General features: G+C 66.6%; 19 protein-coding genes and 3 tRNA genes. 11 read left to right on the forward strand and 11 right to left on the reverse strand.

Going from position 1 to position 21,523, the window contains the following annotated elements:
• Positions 1 to 191: 191 nt before the first annotated feature.
• Together rluB and scpB are read right to left on the reverse strand one after the other, a co-directional pair.
• A complete protein-coding gene (rluB, locus tag ACZ50Q_RS20940; RefSeq protein ID WP_464079449.1) occupies positions 192 to 2,012 on the reverse strand; it encodes a 23S rRNA pseudouridine(2605) synthase RluB in 1,821 nt (606 codons plus the stop codon).
• 17 nt (positions 2,013 to 2,029) lie between these two features.
• Entirely contained in the window at positions 2,030 to 3,259 is a 1,230-nt protein-coding gene (gene scpB / locus ACZ50Q_RS20945) for an SMC-Scp complex subunit ScpB (protein ID WP_464079450.1), read from the reverse strand.
• Positions 3,260 to 3,322: 63 nt separating this feature from the next.
• Between scpB and ACZ50Q_RS20950 the strand changes: the two genes are divergently transcribed.
• Positions 3,323 to 3,399: transfer RNA gene (locus tag ACZ50Q_RS20950), tRNA-Met, on the forward strand.
• An 882-nt stretch (positions 3,400 to 4,281) separates the two neighbouring features.
• On the opposite strand, the gene ACZ50Q_RS20955 is transcribed toward ACZ50Q_RS20950, so the two are convergent.
• The 3 genes from ACZ50Q_RS20955 to ACZ50Q_RS20965 form a co-directional block, all read right to left on the reverse strand.
• Positions 4,282 to 5,187, reverse strand: coding sequence for a LysR family transcriptional regulator (locus tag ACZ50Q_RS20955; RefSeq protein WP_464079451.1), 906 nt, complete (start codon positions 5,185 to 5,187; stop codon positions 4,282 to 4,284).
• A gap of 102 nt (positions 5,188 to 5,289) precedes the next feature.
• Positions 5,290 to 6,357, reverse strand: coding sequence for a CobW family GTP-binding protein (locus ACZ50Q_RS20960; RefSeq protein WP_464079452.1), 1,068 nt, complete (start codon positions 6,355 to 6,357; stop codon positions 5,290 to 5,292).
• Between the two features lie 111 nt (positions 6,358 to 6,468).
• Positions 6,469 to 6,544 (reverse strand) — tRNA-Asn (locus ACZ50Q_RS20965).
• A gap of 215 nt (positions 6,545 to 6,759) precedes the next feature.
• On the opposite strand from ACZ50Q_RS20965, the gene ACZ50Q_RS20970 reads away from it, so the two are divergent.
• The 4 genes from ACZ50Q_RS20970 (at position 6,760) to ACZ50Q_RS20985 (ending at position 10,448) form a co-directional block, all read left to right on the forward strand.
• Positions 6,760 to 6,835, forward strand: a tRNA-Thr gene (locus ACZ50Q_RS20970).
• Positions 6,836 to 6,954: 119 nt separating this feature from the next.
• Positions 6,955 to 7,614 carry a response regulator gene (locus ACZ50Q_RS20975; RefSeq protein WP_076519648.1) on the forward strand — a complete coding sequence of 220 codons (660 nt, stop codon included), beginning with the start codon at positions 6,955 to 6,957 and terminating at the stop codon, positions 7,612 to 7,614.
• Positions 7,611 to 8,939: an ATP-binding protein gene (locus tag ACZ50Q_RS20980; protein WP_464079453.1), complete on the forward strand. Its 1,329-nt coding sequence runs from the start codon at positions 7,611 to 7,613 to the stop codon at positions 8,937 to 8,939. The genes ACZ50Q_RS20975 and ACZ50Q_RS20980 overlap by 4 nt, the downstream gene beginning before the upstream one ends.
• A 63-nt stretch (positions 8,940 to 9,002) precedes the next feature.
• Positions 9,003 to 10,448 carry a DegQ family serine endoprotease gene (locus ACZ50Q_RS20985; RefSeq protein WP_092578033.1) on the forward strand — a complete coding sequence of 482 codons (1,446 nt, stop codon included), beginning with the start codon at positions 9,003 to 9,005 and terminating at the stop codon, positions 10,446 to 10,448.
• 13 nt (positions 10,449 to 10,461) lie between these two features.
• Here the strand turns inward: ACZ50Q_RS20985 and maiA are convergent, their stop codons facing one another.
• Genes maiA through ACZ50Q_RS21000 form a run of 3 tightly spaced genes read right to left on the reverse strand, consistent with a single transcriptional unit; the run spans position 10,462 to position 12,609 of the window.
• Positions 10,462 to 11,106, reverse strand: a complete 645-nt coding sequence (gene maiA / locus ACZ50Q_RS20990) for a maleylacetoacetate isomerase (RefSeq protein WP_076519642.1) — start codon at positions 11,104 to 11,106, stop codon at positions 10,462 to 10,464.
• A gap of 49 nt (positions 11,107 to 11,155) precedes the next feature.
• On the reverse strand, positions 11,156 to 12,133 hold the full coding sequence (gene ispH / locus ACZ50Q_RS20995) for a 4-hydroxy-3-methylbut-2-enyl diphosphate reductase (RefSeq protein ID WP_076519640.1): 978 nt from the start codon (positions 12,131 to 12,133) through the stop codon (positions 11,156 to 11,158).
• Complete coding sequence (locus tag ACZ50Q_RS21000; protein WP_092578030.1) at positions 12,133 to 12,609, reverse strand: FKBP-type peptidyl-prolyl cis-trans isomerase; 477 nt, start codon at positions 12,607 to 12,609, stop codon at positions 12,133 to 12,135. Before ACZ50Q_RS21000 ends, ispH begins: the two co-directional genes overlap by 1 nt.
• Before the next feature lie 49 nt (positions 12,610 to 12,658).
• Here ACZ50Q_RS21000 and radC point away from each other — a divergent pair, with 49 nt between their 5' ends.
• The 6 genes from radC (at position 12,659) to ACZ50Q_RS21030 (ending at position 18,781) form a co-directional block, all read left to right on the forward strand.
• Entirely contained in the window at positions 12,659 to 13,336 is a 678-nt protein-coding gene (radC, locus tag ACZ50Q_RS21005) for a RadC family protein (protein ID WP_076519635.1), read from the forward strand.
• A 92-nt stretch (positions 13,337 to 13,428) separates the two neighbouring features.
• Positions 13,429 to 14,055, forward strand: coding sequence for an arylformamidase (kynB, locus tag ACZ50Q_RS21010; protein ID WP_076521980.1), 627 nt, complete (start codon positions 13,429 to 13,431; stop codon positions 14,053 to 14,055).
• Positions 14,056 to 14,200: 145 nt separating this feature from the next.
• Entirely contained in the window at positions 14,201 to 15,049 is an 849-nt protein-coding gene (kynA, locus tag ACZ50Q_RS21015; RefSeq protein WP_076519634.1) for a tryptophan 2,3-dioxygenase, read from the forward strand.
• Positions 15,050 to 15,259: 210 nt separating this feature from the next.
• On the forward strand, positions 15,260 to 15,526 hold the full coding sequence (locus tag ACZ50Q_RS21020) for a type B 50S ribosomal protein L31 (protein WP_076519632.1): 267 nt from the start codon (positions 15,260 to 15,262) through the stop codon (positions 15,524 to 15,526).
• 127 nt (positions 15,527 to 15,653) lie between these two features.
• A complete protein-coding gene (locus ACZ50Q_RS21025) occupies positions 15,654 to 17,384 on the forward strand; it encodes an ArnT family glycosyltransferase (RefSeq protein WP_092578028.1) in 1,731 nt (576 codons plus the stop codon).
• A complete protein-coding gene (locus tag ACZ50Q_RS21030; protein ID WP_092578026.1) occupies positions 17,381 to 18,781 on the forward strand; it encodes an MATE family efflux transporter in 1,401 nt (466 codons plus the stop codon). The genes ACZ50Q_RS21025 and ACZ50Q_RS21030 overlap by 4 nt, the downstream gene beginning before the upstream one ends.
• A gap of 62 nt (positions 18,782 to 18,843) precedes the next feature.
• On the opposite strand, the gene paaK is transcribed toward ACZ50Q_RS21030, so the two are convergent.
• The 3 genes from paaK to paaG form a co-directional block, all read right to left on the reverse strand.
• Positions 18,844 to 20,160: a phenylacetate--CoA ligase PaaK gene (gene paaK, locus ACZ50Q_RS21035; protein ID WP_464079454.1), complete on the reverse strand. Its 1,317-nt coding sequence runs from the start codon at positions 20,158 to 20,160 to the stop codon at positions 18,844 to 18,846.
• 101 nt (positions 20,161 to 20,261) lie between these two features.
• Positions 20,262 to 20,732 (reverse strand): hydroxyphenylacetyl-CoA thioesterase PaaI, encoded by a 471-nt coding sequence (paaI, locus tag ACZ50Q_RS21040; RefSeq protein WP_076519624.1) that lies wholly within the window; start codon positions 20,730 to 20,732, stop codon positions 20,262 to 20,264.
• Positions 20,732 to 21,520: a 2-(1,2-epoxy-1,2-dihydrophenyl)acetyl-CoA isomerase PaaG gene (gene paaG / locus ACZ50Q_RS21045; RefSeq protein WP_464079455.1), complete on the reverse strand. Its 789-nt coding sequence runs from the start codon at positions 21,518 to 21,520 to the stop codon at positions 20,732 to 20,734. Before paaG ends, paaI begins: the two co-directional genes overlap by 1 nt.
• Positions 21,521 to 21,523: the final 3 nt, after the last annotated feature.

Raw genomic sequence — 21,523 nt, forward strand, 5'->3', positions numbered from 1 at the left:
TTGCGGTAAAGCGCACTGCAAAAACCCGTGCATCCGGCAAAAAGCAAATGACGCGAAGCCATGAAAACCATTGATTTTACCAGATAAACTGGAAAAACGCCTGATTCGTCACGGGCTTACGTTTATATGGGACGCATCCACGGGGATGCGTCCGATGCGGCCAGCGCGTTTGCACTACCGCCCCGCAGGGATCAGCGTCCCTGACGCCCCCGGCCGCCGCCCACGACGCCCAGGCGGGACTCGTGCGCGGAAGCGCTGCGGGGCTGCCAGTCGTCGCCACGTTGCGACCCCTCGCCACGGGAGGAACCGCCGCCGCGCGGCGTGCGCGGCTTGCCGCCCGCACCCGGTCCCTTGTTGCCGCCCGTGCGCGCGCCCTCGGCCTTGCTGCCGCCACGGCCGCCCGCTGCCGGCTTGGCGCCGCGGCCGGCATTGCCGCCGCGCGCGCCCGCCGGCTTACCACCAGCGGGCTTGCCGCCCGACTTACCGCCGGGCCGGCGCCCTGCGCCGGCAGGAGCCTCGGCCGGGCTACCGGCCGCCACGTTGGGGGACACCACATTGCCGGCCGGCGCGTTCGCCGCGGCGCGCGGGCCGCGCGGCTTGCCGCCGGGACGTCCGCCCGCCTTTCCACCGGACTTGCCGCCGCCCGCGGCGCGGGGTCCGGCCTTGCCCTTGCGATTACCCAGGCCGCCTTCGCCCGAGATGGGATGGCCGTTGGCATAACCGCCAGCGATCATCAGGCCCGTGCCAAAGGGATCGGACGGACAAGCGAGCGTCTGGCCCGCGCTGCCCGGCCCGCCGCCCTGCAGCTTGCCGCGGCGGCCGATACGGGCGCCGTTCATGCCATTGCGGTCCAGCGTGCCGAAGCCCGGAGGCAGAGCGCTGTCGTGCGACTGCGGCTGCTTGGAGCGGCGGCGGTTGCCCGACGCGTCGTCGTCTTCACGCAACAATCCCAGCTGGACCATCAGCGCCGTCACCAGCGAAGCGTCCAATTCGTCCCAGCGGCCCCGGCGCAGCGTGCGCGGCAGGACCACATCGCCGAAGCGGGTGCGGATCAGGCGGCTGACCGTGACGCCGACCGCTTCGAACATGCGGCGGACTTCGCGATTGCGGCCCTCCTGCAGCGTGACGCGATACCAGCGGTTGCTGCCGTCGCCGCCCAGGTAGTCCAGCGAACCGAACGCGGCCAGGCCGTCTTCGAGTTCGATGCCGTCCACCAGCGACTGGCGCGTCGCCTCGTCCATTTCGCCCAAGACGCGGACCGCGTATTCGCGTTCGGTGCCGTAGCGCGGATGCATGATCCGGTTGGCCATGTCGCCCGAGGTCGTGAAGATCAACAGACCCTCGGTGTTCAGGTCCAGGCGACCGACCGACAGCCACTTGCCCGTGCGCAGCTTGGGCAAGCGCGCGAAGACGCTGGCGCGGCCGCCCGGGTCGTCGTGACTGACGATTTCGCCGGCGGGCTTGTGATACAGGATCACACGCGGCGGCTTCTTGGTGTTCGTGCGCATGATGGGCTTGCCATTGACGCGCACCTGATCGTTCGGACCGACGCGCTGGCCGATATGCGCCGGCTCGCCGTTGACCGACACCCGGCCGGCGACGATCAGTTCTTCCATTTCGCGGCGCGAACCGATGCCCGCATCAGCCAGCACCTTGTGCAGCTTGGGCATGACAGCTTCGCTGTTCAGGTACTTGCCCAGCCGCTGCTCCATGCGATCGGCCGTGTCCAGGTAGGCCAGGGCCTGCTCGGCTTCCTGCTCACCGCCACGGGAGTCCGCGGACTCGGCCGGGGCTGCCGGCGCGGCGGCTTGCCCTTCGGCGCCGGGAGCCTGCTCGGCGGCGGCATCGCCCCGACGGCGGCGGAACGGCGTCCTCAGCTTGCGTCCGCGGCCGCGGGCGCCGGCATCGCCTTCGACGGCCGGTTCGCGTGCGGCGGAGGATTCCGGCTGCGCGCCGGCAACGGCGTCATCCGAGCGGGGGGTGTCGTCCTGAATTGCTGTATTCGTTGTCACTGGGACAGCTCCGAATTTCAAACTTGGGTAGGCCTGCCGGGAGCAGGCACGTCATCATCTGGGGACGCCGAATCGTGACCCGACCCGGACCGCTCGGGGTCCGCCTCTTCCGAGGCCGCGGTAGCGGTATCGGGGTCAGGCTGAACGGGATTGCCAAGACCGTGAACGGGCTCACGCCTGGCGTCGCCAGGGGCCACGGTATCGGTCTTGTCAGTCGGGTCAGTCGGTTCCGCGTGTTTTGCGTTCTCGACTCTTTCCTCTGCAGCACCTGCCTCAAAGGCATCGGCGGCCATATTGGAAATGTCGTTGCCAGCCCTGTCGTCAGGAAGATCGGACGAGGGCGGCGTATCGGACAAGCCTTCGGCTTGCTCCCGGACGGTGAATTCGTCTGCGGGATCCGCGCCTTCTTCTGTGCGCGAAAGCAGCGATTCTACGCTATCGATGGCAGCTATGGGGGCATCATCTTCCGAAACAGACAATTCCGCAACGGAGAAGTTTTCGCCGCTTTCCGCGCCCGGGGCCTCGGAAGGCGCATTTTCGCCGTCCTGGAGGGCCGGTTGCGGCTCGCCGTCCGGGCCTTGCCCGGCCGCCTCGAGATCGGGAACGCTTGATTCAGGGGCGACATCGTCCTGCTCGCCGCCCTCGCCCTGCCCCGGCGCCGGCGCCTCGCCCAGCACCTGCTGCACTTCGCCCAGATCCAGGCCTGCCAGCGCGGCGGCGGCGTGGGCGGTTTCCAGCGGCGGCAACTCATCCAGCGCGCGCAATCCCAAATCATCCAGGAACTGGCGCGTCGTGCCGAACAGCGCCGGACGCCCCGGCGCGTCGCGGTGGCCGATGACTTCGATCCAGCCCCGGTCCTCGAGCGCCTTCACGATCTGCGACGAGACCGTCACGCCGCGAATGTCTTCGATGTCGCCGCGCGTCACGGGCTGGCGCCACGCCACGATGGCCAGGGTTTCCATGACTGCGCGCGAATACTTGGGCGGCTTTTCGGGACTCAACCGCTCCAGGTAACGCTGCATGGCGGGGCGGCTTTGGAAACGCCAGCCGGAGGCGAGCTGCACGAGCTCCAGCCCAGCATCGGCCCAGTTGCCCTGCAGCGTCTCCAGGAGCCTGCGCACGGTGGCGTGGTCGAATTGTTCATCATCCCCGAATAGCTTGCGCATATCGGAAATCTGCATCGGCTGCACCGCGCAAAGCAGCGCGGTTTCCAGCACGAGTATTGCCTCGCTATCGTTCATCGACATCCAAATTCAAAAAGGGGCTAACTTGCGCTAGGTTGGAAATAGGGTTAATATTCTTTTCTCAGACGCGGGGTGGAGCAGTCTGGCAGCTCGTCGGGCTCATAACCCGAAGGTCGTAGGTTCAAATCCTGCCCCCGCAACCAAATTGATGAAGGCCTGGCGATTCGCCGGGCCTTTTTCATTTGCGCCGGCGAAGAGTCGATGCGTGGCGAGCACGCGGACAGCGCGAACGCCAGAGAAGCGACGGCGGCCAGCATCGATGCCGCCGGCAGCGCCATGCGACAAAACACAAGCCCCCGAGGGGCGCTCAGTTTCGAAAGAAATCCCGCGTTCACCTCGGACCGCGCCGGCATCCGCCCCGCCCTGCCCGAGGCGCGGGCCATCCCGCCACCCATGCGCATACAACCCATCCGCAAACACCGCGGCCACCGCATGAGCGGTGCCGCAACAATCGATGTTGGTTTGCGTACTTATCACTGGGTTCCTGTTTCACCGACGCGCCCGCCCCATCATGCAGCGGCCATGCGCGAACCTGCCGCGCCGACGCCCGTGAGGCGGAACGCCTGCCGCGGCAGCGCTGCTGCGGCAAACGTCTGAGCAAATTCTGGAAAAGCTGGCGCCAGCAATGCTGACGCGAATTGCCAATATGGCTGCGGAACACGCCGGAACCTCCGGCGCCAATTCAATTCCGCGGAAATTGATCGCAAAGACTAGAACCAACAGGCATCGGCCACCGCGGCGCGGCGGAAAACGCCGCCTGCAAGACCGACACGCCCCCCTCGCACAGGCGGAGCCCGGCTCCGCATTGCGCCGGCCTGCCACCAGGCCGGAACGTTTGTTAGGTTTTTCTAAGGTCGAATGCTGGCGCGAAAGGGCCTGCCGCAATGCGCCTTCAAAGAAACCGCCTTCAAAGCAAAACCCTTCAAAGGAATTTCCCGAGCGCCCGGCCTGGCCAGACACGCCAAAAACTGCGGCAAATTATACCGCCTTATATTCCCCCCTCAAGCCGCGCCAAGCCGGGAAACCTAGCCCGCCGGCTTGTCCCACGGCGCGGATCCAAGCCGCTCCACCAGAAAATCCAGCATCGACCGCAGAATCAGCGGCATCTGGCGACGCGAGACGTAGACGCCATAGATACCGAGTTCCGGCGGCTTGCACTGGGGCAGAATCACCTGCAGCTTGCCGGACGCGATGTATTGCGCCGCATAGTAGGTGGGCAGCATGGCAATGCCGGCGCCCTCCACCGCGGCGCTGCACAATACCGACACCTCGTTCGCACTGATGCTTCCGCTGACAGGCACATCGACCGGCTCGCCGTCGCGCTCGAAACGCCACAGGCTTTTGCCGAAGTACGAATGGGTGAGACAGTTGCGCAACGACAGGTCTTCGATGCGCGCCGGCGCGCCCTCGCGCGCCAGGTACTCGGGCGACGCGCAAACGACCGATCGGCAGACCGCCAGCTTGCGGGCGATCAGGTTGGGATCCAGGTCGTTCGTGATGCGCACTGCCAGGTCGACGCGCTCTTCCACCAGATTGACCGCACGCTCGACCAGCATCAGGTCGACCGACGTGCCCGGATGCCGCTTGACGTAGTCCGTCACGGCGGGAGCCAGAAGACGCGCGCCGAACGACATGCTCGTGGTGATGCGAAGCAGGCCGCGCGGCGTGTCTTCCGGGGTGGCCACGGCGCTGTGCAGATCGCCGACCATATCGAGCATCTGGCGGCAGCGGGGCAAGGTTTCGCCACCAGCAGGCGTCAGGCTCAAGCGCCGGGTGGTGCGATGCAACAGACGCACGCCGACCCATTGCTCCATCTCGGCCAGGTAGCGGGACACCATGGCGCGCGACATGTCCAGATGGACGGCAGCCGCCGACAGGCTACCCCGGTCGGCGACCTCGACGAACACCTGCATGGCTTTCAGACGGTCCATGATTGTCTCGGTACGTGCATCAGACCGTACCGGTTATACCGTATTTCAGCGGCGCATCAGCAACGGAATATCGGCCAATGAAACGGGGTCCTTCGGAATGGATCAGTCAGGCAACTGACCCAGCGCGCTGCGCACGGCGGCAGCCACTTCCGGCGCTGGCAGTCCGCGAACGATGAAAACCAGCCGCGAGGCGCGTTCATCATCCGGCCACTCGCTCAAGGACCGCAGCGGGTAGAGCTCGCCATGCACCCCGTGCACCTCGCAAGGCAGCGGTTCGCCTTCGAAGCAGACCAGACCCTTGATCCGAAGCACACCCTGCCCGTAACGCTCCTGGATACGAGCAATTCCCGCAAGAAACACAGACCGGCGCAGCGCGGTCTCCAGTTCGACCGAAAAACTGCTGACGTCCGCATGCCGCACCGTGGTGCGCGTGGAAAAGGCACGCAGCCATTGCGACGTGCCCGCCCCATCCCGCCGCGCAAGAAGGTCCGGGCCGTCGCGCAGCGGGGCGGCCAGCGGCGTATCCGGACGCTGCACGCAGCGCCAGGCGCCAGGATTGACCGCAGCCACCGCCGCCTGGACATCATGCAGTTGCGCCGCATCGACCAGGTCGGACTTGCTGATCACCACGATGTCGGCAAGCGCTAGCTGCCGGGCCGCCTCGGGCTGCGCATCGAGTTGCGCGGCGCCATGCGAAGCCGACACCACGACGACCGCGCCCCGGTAGGCGTACCGTTCGGCAAGGAACCTGTCATGTTTCAGGGTGAAGAGGATGGGCGCGGGATCGGCCAGACCGCTCGTCTCGATGATCACATGCCGGAACGGCTTGATCTTGCGACCGAGGGCCTGCATGAAAAGGTCGCGCAAGGTGTCGACGACCGACCCGCTGACCACGCAGCACAGGCAGCCGCCCTCGACCAGCACCACACTGTCGGGCGCGAGCCGCACCAGATGGTGGTCGACACCGACATCGCCGTATTCGTTGACGATGACCACCGCATCGGCATAGGCCGGCTCTTGCAGCAGGCGGTTAAGGAGCGAGGTCTTGCCGCTGCCCAGGAATCCGGAGATCACCGTGACGCCGATGCGCTTGTCCTGCGCGGCCGCCTTCTGGCCGGACGCGCCCTCATTGCGGCGATCCTGGACACCCTTGTCGTCATCGTCGTTCATGCCGATCGATCCCATCGATGCCGCGCAAAGGCGCGGGTGCATGTAAAAAAGCGCAAAAACCCCAAAAACCAAAAGGGCCACTCACTTGCGTGAGCGGCCCAAAAATTTTTTTGGCTCCCCGAGCTGGGCTCGAACCAGCGACCTGCGGATTAACAGTCCGTCGCTCTACCGACTGAGCTATCGGGGATCTGCCAAGACCGAAATTATGAACGAAAATTCTGGCGGATGCAAATCCGATATTTTTCCAACTTTTTTCAGGCGCGCTTTGCCCATCGCCAAAAAATTCTGATATGATTTCGGTCTTTCCAGATCGGGCCCCAAAAAAGGCAACGAACCGGGAAAGAAAAAGATGTTTTGCTTAGCGCTTTCCGGCCTGGTCCAGAAACCAAAGCAAATGGTCTTGCCGGCATAGCTCAGTTGGTAGAGCAGCGCATTCGTAATGCGAAGGTCGTAGGTTCGACTCCTATTGCCGGCACCAGAATTCCAAAAAAGCAGCCTTCGGGCTGCTTTTTTTCGTTTCCGCGGACCACCGCAGGCGGGGAACTCGCGCCGATCGCCGCGCGTCCAACCGTCTGGACCACCCCTGCGGAAACCACCATGCGCATTCTTCTCGTGGAAGACGACATCATGATCGGCGAAAGCGTATTGGACTGCCTGCGCGCGGAACACTACGCCGTCGACTGGGTGAAGGACGGCAGCGCGGCCGATTCGGCGCTTCGCACCGATCCCTACGACCTCGTCCTGCTCGACCTGGGCCTGCCCAAACGCGATGGCCTGACCCTGCTGCGCGACCTGCGCGCGCGCAAGGACCGCACGCCGGTGCTCATCGCCACGGCGCGCGACGCGGTCAGCGACCGTATTGCCGGGCTGGACGCGGGCGCGGACGACTACATCGTCAAACCCTATGACGTGGACGAACTGCTGGCCCGCATGCGCGCCCTGATCCGCCGCAGCGCGGGCCGGGCCGAACCCATCTTCGAGCACGACGGCATCACGATCGACCCGCAGTCCCATGCCGCCATGGTCGATGGCGCGCCGGTGGCGCTGACCGCCCGCGAATGGGCCGTGCTCGAGCCCCTGATCGCGCGCCCCGGCATGATTTTTTCGCGCGCCCAGCTCGAGGAAAAGCTCTATAGCTGGAAAGACAGCATCAGCAGCAATGCGGTTGAGGTTTATATTCATGGCCTGCGCAAGAAACTGGGTCCGAACCTGATCCAGAACGTCAGAGGCGTCGGCTATGTCATTCCCAAAGCATGAGCATTCCGCTTAGCTACTCACTGAGAGCCAGGCTGCTTTTCTTTCTGTTGGCGGCAATCGCGGTCGGCGCACTGGTGCAGGGCACGATTGCCTACCGCAGCACCTTGGCGCAAGCCGACGACATCTTCGATTCGCTGCTACAACGCACGGCGCTGTCGCTGGGCACGGGCGACGGCCTGCTCAGCACAGGGCCGACCCACGCGCGCGGGTCGGCCTCGCCGGTCGCCGACGACCTCATCATCCAGATCTGGACGCCGGACGGCCTGCGCGTCTTCAATTCGCGCTCGCGCCTGCGCTTGCCCAGCCAGATCGTGCTGGGTTTCTCCGACGCCCGCCTCGAAGGCGAAACCTATCGCGTGTATTCGCTGGCCACGCCCTTCCAGGTGATCCAGGTCGCGCAGGACATGCGCGTGCGCAAGAACATGGCAAGCGCCCTGGCGCTGCGCACCGTCGCGCCGATTGCCGCGGCGGCCCCGCTGCTGATGCTGATCATCTGGTGCGTCGTAAGCTGGTCGCTGCGCCCGGTCAAGCGGGCGCGCGCGCAATTGGCCGCACGCCAGCCCGAAGACCTGTCGCCCGTGAGCGTGCAAGGACTGCCCGATGAAATCCGCCCGCTGGTGCAGGAGCTGAACCTGCTGCTCGAGCGCATGCGGGGCGCGTTTGCGCAGCAGAAGCAGTTCGTGGGCGACGCGGCGCACGAACTGCGCTCCCCGCTGGCAGCTTTGCGCCTGCAAATGCAGGCGCTGCAACGCGCAGCCGCCCCCGATGCCCGCCAGCTTGCCGAACAGCGCCTGACGGCGGGCATCGACCGCGCCACGCGCCTGGTGGAACAACTGCTGTCGATGGCCCGTCAGGAAGGCGCGCAGGAGCGGATACCGCTCGCGCCCGTGGAACTGACCGACGTACTGCGCCAGGCCCTGTCCGAAACCCTGCCACAGGCGAACGCCAGGTCGATCGACATCGAACTCGAGGACGATGCGCATGCGCAGGTGCAGGGCGATCGCGATGCGCTGGTGCTGCTGGTGCGCAACCTGCTGGACAACGCAATCAAGCACTCGCCTGCCGGCGGGCGCATCGGCATGCGCGTGGACCACAAGGCGAACCGGGTTTCGCTGCTGATCGACGATGAGGGGCCCGGCATCCCCGCCCACGAGCGGGAACGCGTGTTCGACCGGTTCTACCGCGCCGAGGGCAACACCGAGCACGGCAGCGGCCTGGGGCTGGCCATTGCACGCACCATCGCCGACCGCCATGGCGCGACCATCACCCTTGAAGACGCGCCCGCCGGCCATGGCCTGCGCGCCCGCGTGGATTTTCCCGCTTAAGTTTCACCTAAGTGTCAGGCCCGAAGATAGCGCCATGTTCCCAACATGATCGCAGGAGCCGACATGAAGACCACGCAAATCAAACCCTCGCGCCTCGTCCTGGCGCTGCTGGCCGCCGGCGCCATTGGCGGTGCGGGCGCAACCGCCCTGACCGGCGGCGTCTCGATGGCCGCCGACGCCCCCGCCGCCGCCGCTGTTTCCCAGCCGATCAGCGCATCCGTGCCGCCCAACTTCGCGCAGATCACGCGCGATTTCGGCCCGGCCGTCGTCAACATCAGCGTGAGCGGCACGCGCAAGGTGTCCGCCGAGGACAGCGACGATCCGTTCGCGCAGTTCTTCGGGCAGATCCCCGGTTACCAAGGCCGCGCGCCGGCCCGTGAAGTGCCCATGCGCGGCGAAGGTTCGGGCTTTATCGTCAGCCCCGACGGCATCATCCTGACCAATGCGCACGTGGTCCAGGACGCCAAGGAAGTGACCGTGAAGATGACCGACCGCCGCGAGTACAAGGCCAAGGTCCTGGGCGCCGATCCGCAGACCGACGTCGCCGTGATCAAGATCGAAGCGAAGAACCTGCCGGTGGTGAAGGTGGGCGACGTCAACCGGCTGCAGGTGGGCGAATGGGTGCTGGCCATCGGCTCGCCCTACGGCCTGGAAAACACGGCCACCGCGGGCATCGTCAGCGCCAAGGGCCGTTCGCTGCCGGACGACACCTCCGTCCCCTTCATCCAGACCGACGTGGCCGTGAACCCGGGCAACTCGGGCGGCCCGCTGTTCAATGACCGCGGCGAAGTGGTGGGCATCAACTCGCAGATCTACAGCCGCACCGGCGGCTTCCAGGGCCTGTCGTTCTCGATCCCCATCGACCTGGCCTATAAGATCAAGGACCAGATCCTGGAGCACGGCAAGGTGCAGCATGCCCGCCTGGGCGTGACGGTGCAGGAAGTGAACCAGGACCTGGCCGATTCGTTCAAGCTGGATTCGCCGTCGGGCGCGCTGGTGTCCAGCGTCGAGAAGGGCAGCGCGGCCGCCAAGGCCGGCTTGCAGCCGGGCGACGTGGTGCGCAAGATCGACGGCAAGACCATCGTGTCATCGGGTGACCTGGCTTCGACCATCACCATGGCCGCCCCCGGCGAGAAGATCAAGCTGGACGTGTGGCGCAATGGCGGGCAGAAGGAGCTCGTCGCCACGCTGGGCGGGATGCCCAAGGACAAGTCGGAAGCGTCGGCGGACGGCCAGGAAGTGCAACGCGGCCAGCTCGGCCTGGCATTGCGCCCCCTGAGCCCGCAGGAACAGCAGGCGTCCGGCTCGGAAGGCCTGCTGATCGAGCGGTCGGTCGGCCCCGCCGCCAAGGCCGGCATTCAGCCCGGCGACGTGCTGCTGTCGCTCAATGGCGTACCGGTGCACAACATCGGCCAGGTCAAGGCCGAACTGTCGAAGGCGGGCAAGACCGTTGCCCTGCTGGTGCAGCGCGGCGAAGACAAGATCTTCGTGCCGGTGCAGGTCGGCTGATCCGCCCTTCGGCTCACTCCGCGTCGGGCTGCTTGCCCGGCGCGGCCGCTTCGAACGCCGGCAGGGCCCGGCACGCCGCATCGATGCGCAGCACATTGGGCATGGCCGAAAGGTCGCACTCGAAACGCTGCGCATTGGCCACTTGCGGCACCAGGCACAGGTCGGCGATGGTGGGCGTGTCGCCATGGCAGAACTTGCCGGTGGCGCTGGAGTTTGCCAACTGGGCCTCCAGGGCCTCGAGCCCCTGATGAACCCAGTGCTTGTACCAAGCGGTCTTGGCGGCTTCGTCCACGCCCAGCGTGTGCTTCAGATACTTCAGCACGCGCAGGTTGTTCAGCGGATGCGTGTCGCAGGCAATGCCCAGCGCCAGGTCGCGCACCCGCGCGCGGCCGATGGCGTCGGCCGGCAGCAGCGGCGTCTCGGGATGCGTTTCTTCCAGGTATTCGATGATCGCCAGCGATTGGCCGATCACGGCATCGCCATCGACCAGGGTGGGCACCAGCGCAGTCGGGTTCACCTTGCGGTAGTCGACGGAGAGTTGCTGGCCGCCGTCCTTCAGCAGATGCACGGGCACATAGTCGTACGGCAGTCCCTTGAGATTCAGGGCAATGCGCACCCGGTACGCGGCCGAGCTGCGGAAGTAGCTGTAGAGCTGCATGGAGTCTCCTCGGTGTTTTTCTGGCGCCGCCCAGCCGGGCGGCGCTTGTTCATTCCAGCGATTCGGTCTTGGCCGCCTTGCGCGACAGGCCCTTGGGCAGCGGGAACGCCACGTTCTCTTCGAGCCCGGGCATCTTGCGCACCGAGACGGCGCCCAGTTCCTTGACGCGCGAGATCACCTGCTGCACCAGGACCTCGGGCGCGGAGGCGCCGGCGGTCACGCCGATGCGCTTGCGGCCGGCCAGCCAGGCCGGATCGATCGAGTCCGCGCCATCGATGAGATACGACGCCACGCCCTTGCGCTCGGCGACTTCGCGCAGGCGATTGGAGTTCGAGCTGTTCGGACTGCCCACGACCAGGACCAGATCGCATTCGGGCGCCATGACCTTGACCGCGTCCTGACGGTTCTGCGTGGCATAGCAGATGTCGCTTTTCTTGGGTTCGGCGATGCTGGGAAACCGCGCCTTGAGCGCCTGCGCCACCGCGGCCGCGTCGTCCACGGACAGCGTGGTCTGCGTCACATAGGCCAGGTTTTCGGGATCCGTGACCGCAAGGCTGGCCACGTCGTCGACGGTTTCAACGAGGTACATGCCGCCCTGCGCCTGGCCCAGGGTGCCCTCGACCTCGGGATGCCCCTTGTGGCCGATCATGATGATCTCGCGGCCGGCGGCGCGCATGCGCGCGACTTCGATATGCACCTTGGTAACCAGGGGGCAGGTGGCGTCGAACACCTGCAGGCCGCGCGATTCCGCTTCGGCGCGCACGGCCTTGGACACGCCGTGCGCCGAAAACACCACGATGGCGCCCGCCGGCGCGTCCTCGAGCTCGTCGATGAAGATGGCGCCCTTGGCGCGCAGGTCTTCCACGACATAGCGGTTGTGGACGATCTCGTGGCGCACGTAGATGGGCGCGCCGTGCAGCTCGATGGCCCGCTCGACGATGTCGATGGCGCGATCCACGCCGGCACAGAAGCCGCGCGGTTGCGCCAACAGGACTTCGGCGTCGGACGCGGTGACGACCTGGCTCATCAAAGAACCCCCAGCAGCGCCACATCCACCTTCAGGCTGATGCCCGCCAGCGGGTGGTTGAAATCGAACAGCGCGGAGTCGTCGTTGATTTCCTTGAGGACGCCCGAATAGCGCCCGCCATTGGGCGCGGTGAATTCCACCAGGTCGCCGGGTTCGAACGTGGCGTCGGCGCCCGCGTGTTCGGCGAGCATGGCGCGCGTCACGCGCTGGATGAGTTCGGGGTTGCGGTCGCCATAGGCGTCGGCCGGCGCGATGGTGACGCTGAACTTCTCGCCTTCCGCCCGGCCCACCAAGGCCGCTTCCAGGCCGGGCGCCCACTGGCCGCCGCCCATCTGCAGGGTGCCGGGCCGGCCGTCGAAGGTGTCGGCAAACACCGAACCTTCGCCGGGCCCGGAGGCCAGCGTGATCCGGTAATGCAGCGTCAGGTAGGAATCCGGACGGACCAAAACGTTCACTTCATTAGAGGCGATGCTCACGATCTGCCACCGTATGGAATTTGAGTAAACCCTGATTTTAGAGCCTCTTATGAAATTGTCCGCCCGGCTGTCGAAACAAGAGCGTCCCCGAGAGCGCCTCATGCGCCATGGGCCGGCCTCGATCCAGGACGCGGAACTGCTGGCCATCGCCCTGCGCACGGGGGTGCCGGGCCTGAATGTGGTCGATCTGTGCCGCCAGTTGCTGGACCGGTTCGGGGGCCTGCGCGGCCTGCTCGGCACGCCGCCCGAAGAGCTGATGACCGTCACCGGGCTGGGGGCGGCCAAGGCCTGCACCCTGGCCGCCCTGCTGGAACTGGCCCGCCGGGCCCTCGAAGAGGACCTCACGCGGGAAAGCCCGATGAACCATCCCGCCCGGGTGAAACAATATTGCAAGGCGGCCCTGGCGCATCGCCAGGTGGAATACTGCATCGCGCTCTACCTGGACGCACAGTTGCGCCTGATCGCCACCGGCGAACTGGCGCGCGGCACCCTGTCGCAGGCCGCCGTCTACCCGCGGGAGGTCGTGCGCGAGGCCTTGCGGCACCACGCGGCCGCCCTGATCGTCGCCCACAACCATCCGTCCGGCGTGGCGGCGCCCAGCGCCGCCGACCACGGCTTCACCCGGCACCTGAAGGAAGCGCTGGCGCTGGTGGACATCCGGCTGGTGGATCACCTGATCGTGGCCGGCGGCACGGCCGTGTCGCTGGCCGAGCTGGGCTGCCTCTGACGGCGGCAGGCGCCAGAATTCCGTTAGACTACCGGCCAATATTGCTTTAGGCTTAACCTAATTCCGGCCCTCGCGACCCCGCTTTGCCCGCCATGAAACGCCTGTGGGACATTTCCCCGCCCGTCTCGACGGCTTCGCCCGTCTTTCCGGGCGACACGCCGTACCGCCAGCAATGGAAGTGGTCGCTCGCGCCCGGCTGTCCGGTCAATGTAAGCGAGATCACGCTGTCGCCCCACATCGGCGCGCATGCCGACGCCCCCCTGCACTACGAAAACGGCGCCGCGGCTATCGGCGCGGTCTCGCTGGAACCCTTTCTCGGCCCCTGTCGCGTCATCCACGCGATCGACTGCGGCCCGCTCATCACGCCCGAACACCTGGCCCACGCGGCGGCAAACCTGCCGCCTCGCGTCCTGGTGCGCACCGCCAAGCATGCCGCGCAGGAATGGTGGACGGATGACTTCTCCGCCTACGCGCCGCAGACGATCGAATGGCTGGCTGAACGCGGCGTCATGCTGATCGGTCTGGATACCGCCAGCATCGACCCCGCTTCCAGCAAGACCCTGGACAGCCACCATACGATCTTGCGGCACGACATGCGGGTACTGGAGAACCTGGTGCTCGACGACGTGCCCGAAGGCGATTACGAGTTGATCGCCTTGCCGTTGGCGCTGGTCCAGGCCGATGCCAGCCCGGTCCGCGCGGTCCTGCGCGAACTGTAGGCTGTTTCGCCGGCCCGGGCGCGGCCGACCCGTTTCGGCCGCCCCCGCTTAGAGAAACGACCATGGAATACCCCATTGCGCCCCATTGGCGCGCCCTGCCTGCATCCGCCCGCCGCGCCGCTCCGCCCTGCCAGGGAGACCGCGCATGAGCCAGTCCGAACGCCCCGAAGACATCGTCCGCCAGGAAAAAGCGCAGCTCGACTTCACGCGCGACATGACCTACGGCGACTACCTGCACCTGGACGAACTGCTCGGCGCCCAGCACCCGCTGTCGCCCGAGCACAACGAAATGCTGTTCATCATCCAGCACCAGACCAGCGAACTCTGGATGAAGCTGATGTTGCATGAACTGCGCGCAGCGATCGCCAGCGTGGCGGCCGACCGCCTGCAGCCCGCCTTCAAGATGCTGGCGCGCGTCAGCAAGATCATGGAGCAGCTCGTGCACGCCTGGGACGTGCTGGCGACCATGACCCCGCCCGAATACTCCGCGCTGCGACCGTACCTGGCGCGCTCGAGCGGGTTCCAGAGCTATCAGTACCGCCAGATCGAATTCCTGCTGGGCAATAAGAACGCAGCCATGCTCAAGCCCCACTCGCACCGCGCCGACCTGCTGGCCCAGGTGCAGAGCGCCTACGAGGCCCCGTCGCTGTATGACGAGGCGCTGCGCCTGCTGGCCCGCCATGGCCTGGACATCCCCGCCGACCACCTGGAGCGCGACTGGACGCTGCCCTACTCGTCCTCGGCCGCCGTCGAAGCCGCCTGGCTGACGGTCTACCGCGACACGGACCGCTACTGGGAGCTCTACCAGCTGGGCGAGAAGCTCACCGACCTGGAGGACGCCTTCCGACTGTGGCGCTTCCGCCACGTCACGACGGTCGAACGGGTCATCGGCTTCAAGCGCGGCACGGGTGGCACGTCTGGGGTGGATTACCTGCGGCGCATGCTGGAAGTCGTGCTTTTCCCGGAAATCTGGAAGCTGCGCACGGATCTCTGAATCCCGACCCGCTGTAAAACCCGGGCTGCCTCGCGGCCCGGGGGCCGATTTCCGGCTGGCCTGACGGCTTGATCGCATGCTAGAATGCGGGGTTACTTTTTGGATACGTGGCTAGCGCCTTTCGCCCCGCCCCCTGGCGGCGATCCCTGGCAGCTTGGCTGGCGACCCTAACAACCTGAAAGAGGCTCGATCGAGCCCTAGGAAAGCACCATGAAAGAAGGCATTCACCCCGAATACCGCGAAGTCGTCTTCGCCGACCTGCAAACGGGCAGCAAGTTCATCACCCGTTCGACCGTCCAGACTCGCGAATCCATCGAACTCGATGGCAAGACGTACCCGCTCTTCAAGTGCGACGTGACCTCCGAATCGCACCCGTTCTACACGGGCGCCCAGACCCGCATCGTCGAAACCGGCCGCGTGGAAAAGTTCCGCGCCCGTTTCGCCCGCACGGCTGGCACGGTCAAGTCCGCTTCCTGATCCTGTCGCTCCTGCGGGAGTCACAGCAAAAAGGCAGCCTTCGGGCTGCTTTTTTTTCCCTCCTCGGCAGTCGTTTTTTCCCCGCGAGGGGGTGGCGCATTCCGACCACTCGGTTACATTAACGCCCGTGTCCCCACTTTCCATTTCCACCCCGGCCCGGCTGACGTCGGTGGCCACCGCAAAACTGCCCCGCCTCATCCTGCTGGGGCTGTCCTTGGCCTATATCGTGGCCGGGCTGTTCATGCGCGACCCGTGGAAAACCGACGACGCGGTCGGACTGGCGACCATGATCACCGCCATCCGCGAAGGCGGCCTGACCTGGCTGCTGCCGCAGGTGGGGCACCTGGCCCACGCCGAGGAAGGGCCGCTGATCACGTGGGTTGGCGCGATCAGTATCTGGCTGTTCGGCCCCTTCATCGGCGACATCACGGCGGGGCGGCTGCCCAATCTGCTGTGGTTCGGCATCACGGCGTCCAGCGTGTGGTACGGCACGTACCTGCTGGGCCGCCGCGCCGAAGCCCAGCCGCTCGCGCTGCCCTTCGGCGGCGAGCCCGAACCGCGCGACTACGGCCGCATGCTGGCCGATGCCGCCCTCCTGCTGCTGCTCGCCACGGTCGGCATCCTGCAGCGCACGCATGAAACGACGGTCGTGCCCGCGATCATGGCCTGCCAGGCATTGGCGTTCTACTCGCTGGCGCGCACGGTGGACCGGCCCGTCACGGGCGCCACCACGTTGGGCATCGCTCTGGCCGCCAGCTTCCTGACGCGCGGCTGGGTGGGCGCCCTGCCCATCATGGCCGGCGCCGCGCTTGCCTTCTACCCCCGCAGCCAGCTATGGAAATGCAAGCGCTGGATGCTCTGGGCCGCCGTCCTGGCCGCCGGCCTGATCCTGGCCTGGTGGATTCCCGCCACCCAGGGCAGCGAATACTGGATCCGCAACTGGAAGGCCTGGAATCTGTCCTCGTTCGCCATGCCCAGCCTGCACGATGCGGGACGCACGCTGCGCGACCTTCCCTGGTATCTGTGGCCGACCTGGCCGCTGGCGCTGCTGGCCATCTGGCGCTGGCGCGCATGGATCTACGCCCCGCACATCTGGCTGCCCTTGATGCTGCTGAGCTGCTCGGCGCTGATCCTCTTTTTCCTGGATGAAGCCTCGGACTCTGAATTCGTGCTGTTGGCCGTGCCATGCGCCGTGCTGGGCGCGTTCTCGCTGCCGACCCTGCGCCGCGGCGTCGTGAACACGCTGGACTGGTTCGCCGTCATGTGCTTTTCGCTGACCGCCGCCACGGCCTGGCTCGGTTGGGTGGCCCTGCACTTCCAGTGGCCCGCGCAGATCTCCCGCAACATCGGCCGCCAGACCACCGGCTACGAGCCCGTCATCTCCTGGGTGGCCTTTGCCCTGGCCGTCGTTTTCACGCTGGCGTGGATCGCCCTGGTCGTGTGGCGCCTGCGCGTGCGCCCCCAGGCGCTCTGGCGCGGCACGGTGCTGTCCGCCGGCGGGCTGACCGTGACCTGGATCCTGCTGGTTCTGCTGTGGCAGCCCGCGGTCGACTACGCCCGCAGCTATCGCACCATGTCGGGCCAGCTGGCCCAGGCGATCGCGCAGCACAAGCGTCCCGGCGAGTGCGTCCGCGGCCTGAGCCTGGGTAGCGGCCAGCGCGCGTCGTTCCTCATCTTCAACAACCTGTCGTTCCCGTTCGACACGCGTTGCACGCTGGTCCTGCAACAGACCACCAACCAGAGTCTGCGCGACGGCACCGCCGCCTACAGCGAAGGGGTGCAGGTCCTGTGGCAGGGCGGCCGCCGCGCTGACCGTTCCGAAGTCTTCCGCCTGTTGCGCACCAGCTCCAAGCCATGATGGCAGCCTCCCCGGCGCCGACGAGTTTCGGCGCCACCCTGCGCGGCATCACCAAGCAAGCCTGGCCCGTGCTGATCAGCCAGTGGGCCGGCATTTCGTTCGGCGTGCTGGACACCGCCATGACCGGCCACTCCAGCCCGGACGACCTGGCGGCGATGGCCCTGTCCGCCTCCATCTACATCACCATCTTCGTGGGCCTGATGGGCGTGGTGCACGCCCTCATTCCGATCCTGGCGCAGCAGTTCGGCGCCGGCAACAACCTCGAAGTCGGCAAAAGCTGGGGCCAGGGCGTGTGGCTGGCGCTGGGACTGTCGCTCGTGGGCGCGGTGTTGATGCTGTTTCCGGACATGTGGCTTTTCATGTCCGGGGACGTCGCCCCCGCCGTGCGCGACCGCATCGCGTCCTACCTCCAGGCGCTGGTGCTGGCCCTGCCCGCCGCGCTGGTGTTCCGCACCATCTACGCGCTGGGCACCGCCGTGTCGCGGCCCAAGCTCGTCATGGCCATCAACCTGTCGATCATCGGCTTCAAGGCGCTGTTCAACTGGATCTTCATCTACGGCAAGCTGGGCCTGCCCGCGATGGGCGCGGCCGGCGCGGGCCTGGCGACCGCCGTCGTGTCATGGATGAGCCTGGGGCTGGGGTTGTGGGTCATCACGCATGACCGCTACTACCGGCGCTTCCAGCTTCGCATCGGCAAGCCCGACTGGCAGGCGCTGAAAGAGCTGCTGCGCCTGGGCATTCCCATGGGCGGTTCGTACCTCGTGGAGGTGTCGGCGTTCACGTTCATGGCGCTGCTGGTCGCGCGCGAGGGCACCTTCGTGACGGGGGGACACCAGATCATGTCGAACCTGGCGGCCCTCTGCTACATGATGCCGATGGCGCTGGGCGTGGCCACCGCGTCGCTGACGGCGCAGGCGATCGGCGCGGGCGACTACGCGCGCGCCCACCGCACCGGCATGGCGGGACTGGCGTTGGGCCTGATGGGCGCGCTGCTGACGGCGGCGGTGCTGCTGGCCGGCCGTCCGCTGATCCTGGCGGCCTACACGGATGACGCCGCGGTCGCCGCGGTGGCGACCACGCTGCTGGCCGTCCTGCCGCTGTTCCATCTCTTCGATTGCATGCAGTGCATCAATTCGTACCTGCTGCGCGCCTACAAGATCGCCGTGGTGCCGCTGATCCTGCAGACGGTCGCGCTGGCCGGCGTGGGCCTGGTCGGCGGCTGGTGGTTCGGCTTTGGTCCCGGCAAAGGCGGCCTGGACGGATTACGCGACCTGCTCGTGCCCGGCTCGCCGCAGGGCGCGGGCAGCATGTGGCTGATGGCCATGCTTGGCCTGGCGCTGTCGGCCGCCCTGCTCCATTACTGGTACCGGCGCATCCTGCGGACGGTGGGGCGCTAGCGGCGTCCGGAATGAAAAAAGGCAGCCCGCGGGGCTGCCTTTTTCATGGCGCGCGCAAGGCTTCAGGACTTCGGCCGCCTGTCGATCACACGGCGCGCCTTTCCGGTCAGCGTGCGCTCGACATGGCCCGCATCCGACACCTGGATACGCGCGCTGACGCCGATGTGCGTCTTGACCGCGTGCTGCAACTGCTTGCCCAGGTTGGCGCGTTCGGCATCGGACAGCCCCGAGAACTCCGCGCGCACTTCGGTCAGGATCTCCAGTTCGTCCATGTTGCCCGTGCGGGACAGCACCAACTGGTAGTGCGGCGCCAACTGCGCGATCTTCAGGACCAGCTCTTCGACCTGCGTGGGGAACATGTTCACGCCGCGCACGATCAGCATGTCGTCGCTGCGGCCGGTGATCTTGCCGATGCGGCGCATGCTGCGCGCGGTGGGCGGCAGCAGGCGGGTCAGGTCGCGCGTGCGGTAGCGCACGATGGGCATCGCTTCCTTGGTCAGCGACGTGAAGACCAGCTCGCCGGGTTCGCCGTCGGCCACGGGTTCGCCCGTTTCCGGGTTGATGATCTCCGCGTAGAAGTGATCCTCCCACACCACCGGGCCGTCCTTGGTCTCGACGCATTCACTCGCCACGCCCGGGCCCATCACTTCGGACAGGCCATAGATGTCGACGGCGTCGATGGCGGCTTCGGCCTCGATGTCGGCGCGCATCTGGCCCGTCCAGGGCTCGGCGCCGAAAATCCCGATGCGCAGCGAACTTTGACGCGGATCAATGCCCTGGCGGCGCTGCTCCTCCAGAATGTTGCAGAAATAGGACGGCGTGACCATGATGATGTCCGGCCGGAAATCGCTGATCAGCTGAACCTGTTTTTCCGTCTGTCCGCCCGACATCGGAATGACCGTGCAACCCAGGCGCTCCGCCCCGTAGTGCGCGCCCAGGCCGCCCGTGAAGAGGCCGTAGCCGTACGCCACGTGCACCGTATCGCCGGGCTTGCCGCCCGCCGCACGGATGGAACGCGCCACCAGGTTGGCCCAGTTGTCCAGGTCGCCCTTGGTGTAGCCCACCACGGTCGGCTTGCCCGTCGTGCCGCTGGAGGCGTGAATGCGCGAAATGCGCTCGCGCGGCACGGCGAACATGCCGAACGGATAGTTTTCGCGCAGTTCCTTCTTGGTCGTGAACGGGAACTTCGCAATATCGGACAACTGCTTCAGGTCGTCCGGATGCACGCCGGCCTCGTCGAACGCCTTCTTGTAGTGCGGGACGTTTTCGTAGGCGTGCTTGAGGGTCCACTTCAAGCGGTCCAGCTGCAGGGCCCGCAGCTCGTCCTGGCTGGCATGCTCGATGGGATCCAGTCCCGGCTTGCTCATGGTGTTGGGCATGATGATGTCTCTCCTGAAATTCTCTGCGCCCCGGCTCGGGCGGCGCGCCGCGTGCGGCGCATGCTCCGGCCCGGGTCCTGCTCTTTGGTTCGGCTGTGTGGTCAGGCGTCCGTGGGCACCCCGACGATCTGGCCTTTGATGCGATAGGAACGGCCCCTGAACAAGGCCACGTTGCGGCCGTCCTGGTTGGTGACGGTGACGTCGTAGACGCCCGTGCGTCCGGCAAGCGATCGCTCTTGCGCCACCGCTGTCAGCAGGTCGCCTTCGAATCCCGGCGCCAGATAATCGATCGTGCAGCCCGAGGCCACGGTACTGACGTTGCGGGAGTTGCAGGAGAACGCGAACGCGCTGTCGGCCAGGGCGAAGATGAAGCCGCCATGGCAGGTCTTGTGGCCGTTCAGCATGTCGGGCCGCACGCGCATGGTCAGCCGCGCATAGCCCGGCGCCATTTCCTCGACCTTCATGTCCAGGCCTTGCGAGGCCGCGTCGCCGGCATACATCACCGAGCCCACGGCCTGCGCCAGTTCCTGGGGATCGGACGGCGCTTCAACGGGGGGAACGTGCACGCTCATCATTGCCCCTTGAATTGCGGTTCACGCTTGCCCAGGAAGGCGGCGACGCCTTCCGCGTAATCCGCGCTGCGGCCCAGTTCGCGCATCATGTCGCGTTCCAGGTCGAGTTGCGTGGACAGGTCATTGCCCAGGCTGGCCTGCAGGGCCCGCTTGGTGAAGGCCAGGCCCTTGGTGGGCGCGGCCGCGAAATGCGTGGCCAGGCGCTCCAGCGTGGCGTCGAATTCCTCGTCGGCCACGCATTGCCAGATGAGGCCCCAGTCCTCGGCCTGCTTGGCGCTCAGCTTGTCGCCCAGCATGGCCAGGCCCATGGCCCGGGCGCGGCCCACCAGACGGGGCAGCGCGAACGTGCCCCCCGTGTCGGGGATGAGGCCCAGGCGGCAGAACGACTGGATGAAGCTGGCCGAAGCCTTGGCGATGACGATGTCGCCCGCGAAGGCCAGATTGGCCCCCGCCCCCGCCGCCACGCCGTTCACGCCCACCACCACCGGCATGGGCAAGGCGTTGATCCGGCGCACCAGCGGCGCATAGAACTTGTCGACGGTCTCGCCCAGGTCGGGCGGCGTGCCGTCCGGCGCGGGCTTGCGCTCGCTCAGGTCCTGGCCGGCACAGAAGCCGCGCCCTGCGCCGGTCAGCACCAGCACGCGCGCGCCTTCGGTCTCGATGCGGGTCAGCGCATCGGCCACTTCGGCATGCATGTTGGCCGTGAAGCTGTTCAGCTTGTCCGGGCGGTTCAGCGTCAGGCGGGCGATGCCGCCGGACAGGTCGAATTGGATATCCTGATAGCTCATGTG

The sequence above is a fragment of the Achromobacter sp. T5-5 genome (assembly GCF_055397965.1).

What these genes read in the sequence shown, in the direction of transcription:
- scpB (WP_464079450.1), bottom strand. Translation starts at nt 3,259, where the DNA reads ATGTCGATGAACGATAGCGAGGCAATACTCGTGCTGGAAACCGCGCTG.
- ACZ50Q_RS20955 (WP_464079451.1), bottom strand. Translation starts at nt 5,187, where the DNA reads ATGGACCGTCTGAAAGCCATGCAGGTGTTCGTCGAGGTCGCCGACCGG.
- ACZ50Q_RS20960 (WP_464079452.1), bottom strand. Translation starts at nt 6,357, where the DNA reads ATGAACGACGATGACGACAAGGGTGTCCAGGATCGCCGCAATGAGGGC.
- ACZ50Q_RS20975 (WP_076519648.1), top strand. Translation starts at nt 6,955, where the DNA reads ATGCGCATTCTTCTCGTGGAAGACGACATCATGATCGGCGAAAGCGTA.
- ACZ50Q_RS20980 (WP_464079453.1), top strand. Translation starts at nt 7,611, where the DNA reads ATGAGCATTCCGCTTAGCTACTCACTGAGAGCCAGGCTGCTTTTCTTT.
- ACZ50Q_RS20985 (WP_092578033.1), top strand. Translation starts at nt 9,003, where the DNA reads ATGAAGACCACGCAAATCAAACCCTCGCGCCTCGTCCTGGCGCTGCTG.
- maiA (WP_076519642.1), bottom strand. Translation starts at nt 11,106, where the DNA reads ATGCAGCTCTACAGCTACTTCCGCAGCTCGGCCGCGTACCGGGTGCGC.
- ispH (WP_076519640.1), bottom strand. Translation starts at nt 12,133, where the DNA reads ATGAGCCAGGTCGTCACCGCGTCCGACGCCGAAGTCCTGTTGGCGCAA.
- radC (WP_076519635.1), top strand. Translation starts at nt 12,659, where the DNA reads ATGAAATTGTCCGCCCGGCTGTCGAAACAAGAGCGTCCCCGAGAGCGC.
- kynB (WP_076521980.1), top strand. Translation starts at nt 13,429, where the DNA reads ATGAAACGCCTGTGGGACATTTCCCCGCCCGTCTCGACGGCTTCGCCC.
- kynA (WP_076519634.1), top strand. Translation starts at nt 14,201, where the DNA reads ATGAGCCAGTCCGAACGCCCCGAAGACATCGTCCGCCAGGAAAAAGCG.
- ACZ50Q_RS21020 (WP_076519632.1), top strand. Translation starts at nt 15,260, where the DNA reads ATGAAAGAAGGCATTCACCCCGAATACCGCGAAGTCGTCTTCGCCGAC.
- ACZ50Q_RS21030 (WP_092578026.1), top strand. Translation starts at nt 17,381, where the DNA reads ATGATGGCAGCCTCCCCGGCGCCGACGAGTTTCGGCGCCACCCTGCGC.
- paaK (WP_464079454.1), bottom strand. Translation starts at nt 20,160, where the DNA reads ATGCCCAACACCATGAGCAAGCCGGGACTGGATCCCATCGAGCATGCC.
- paaI (WP_076519624.1), bottom strand. Translation starts at nt 20,732, where the DNA reads ATGAGCGTGCACGTTCCCCCCGTTGAAGCGCCGTCCGATCCCCAGGAA.
- paaG (WP_464079455.1), bottom strand. Translation starts at nt 21,520, where the DNA reads ATGAGCTATCAGGATATCCAATTCGACCTGTCCGGCGGCATCGCCCGC.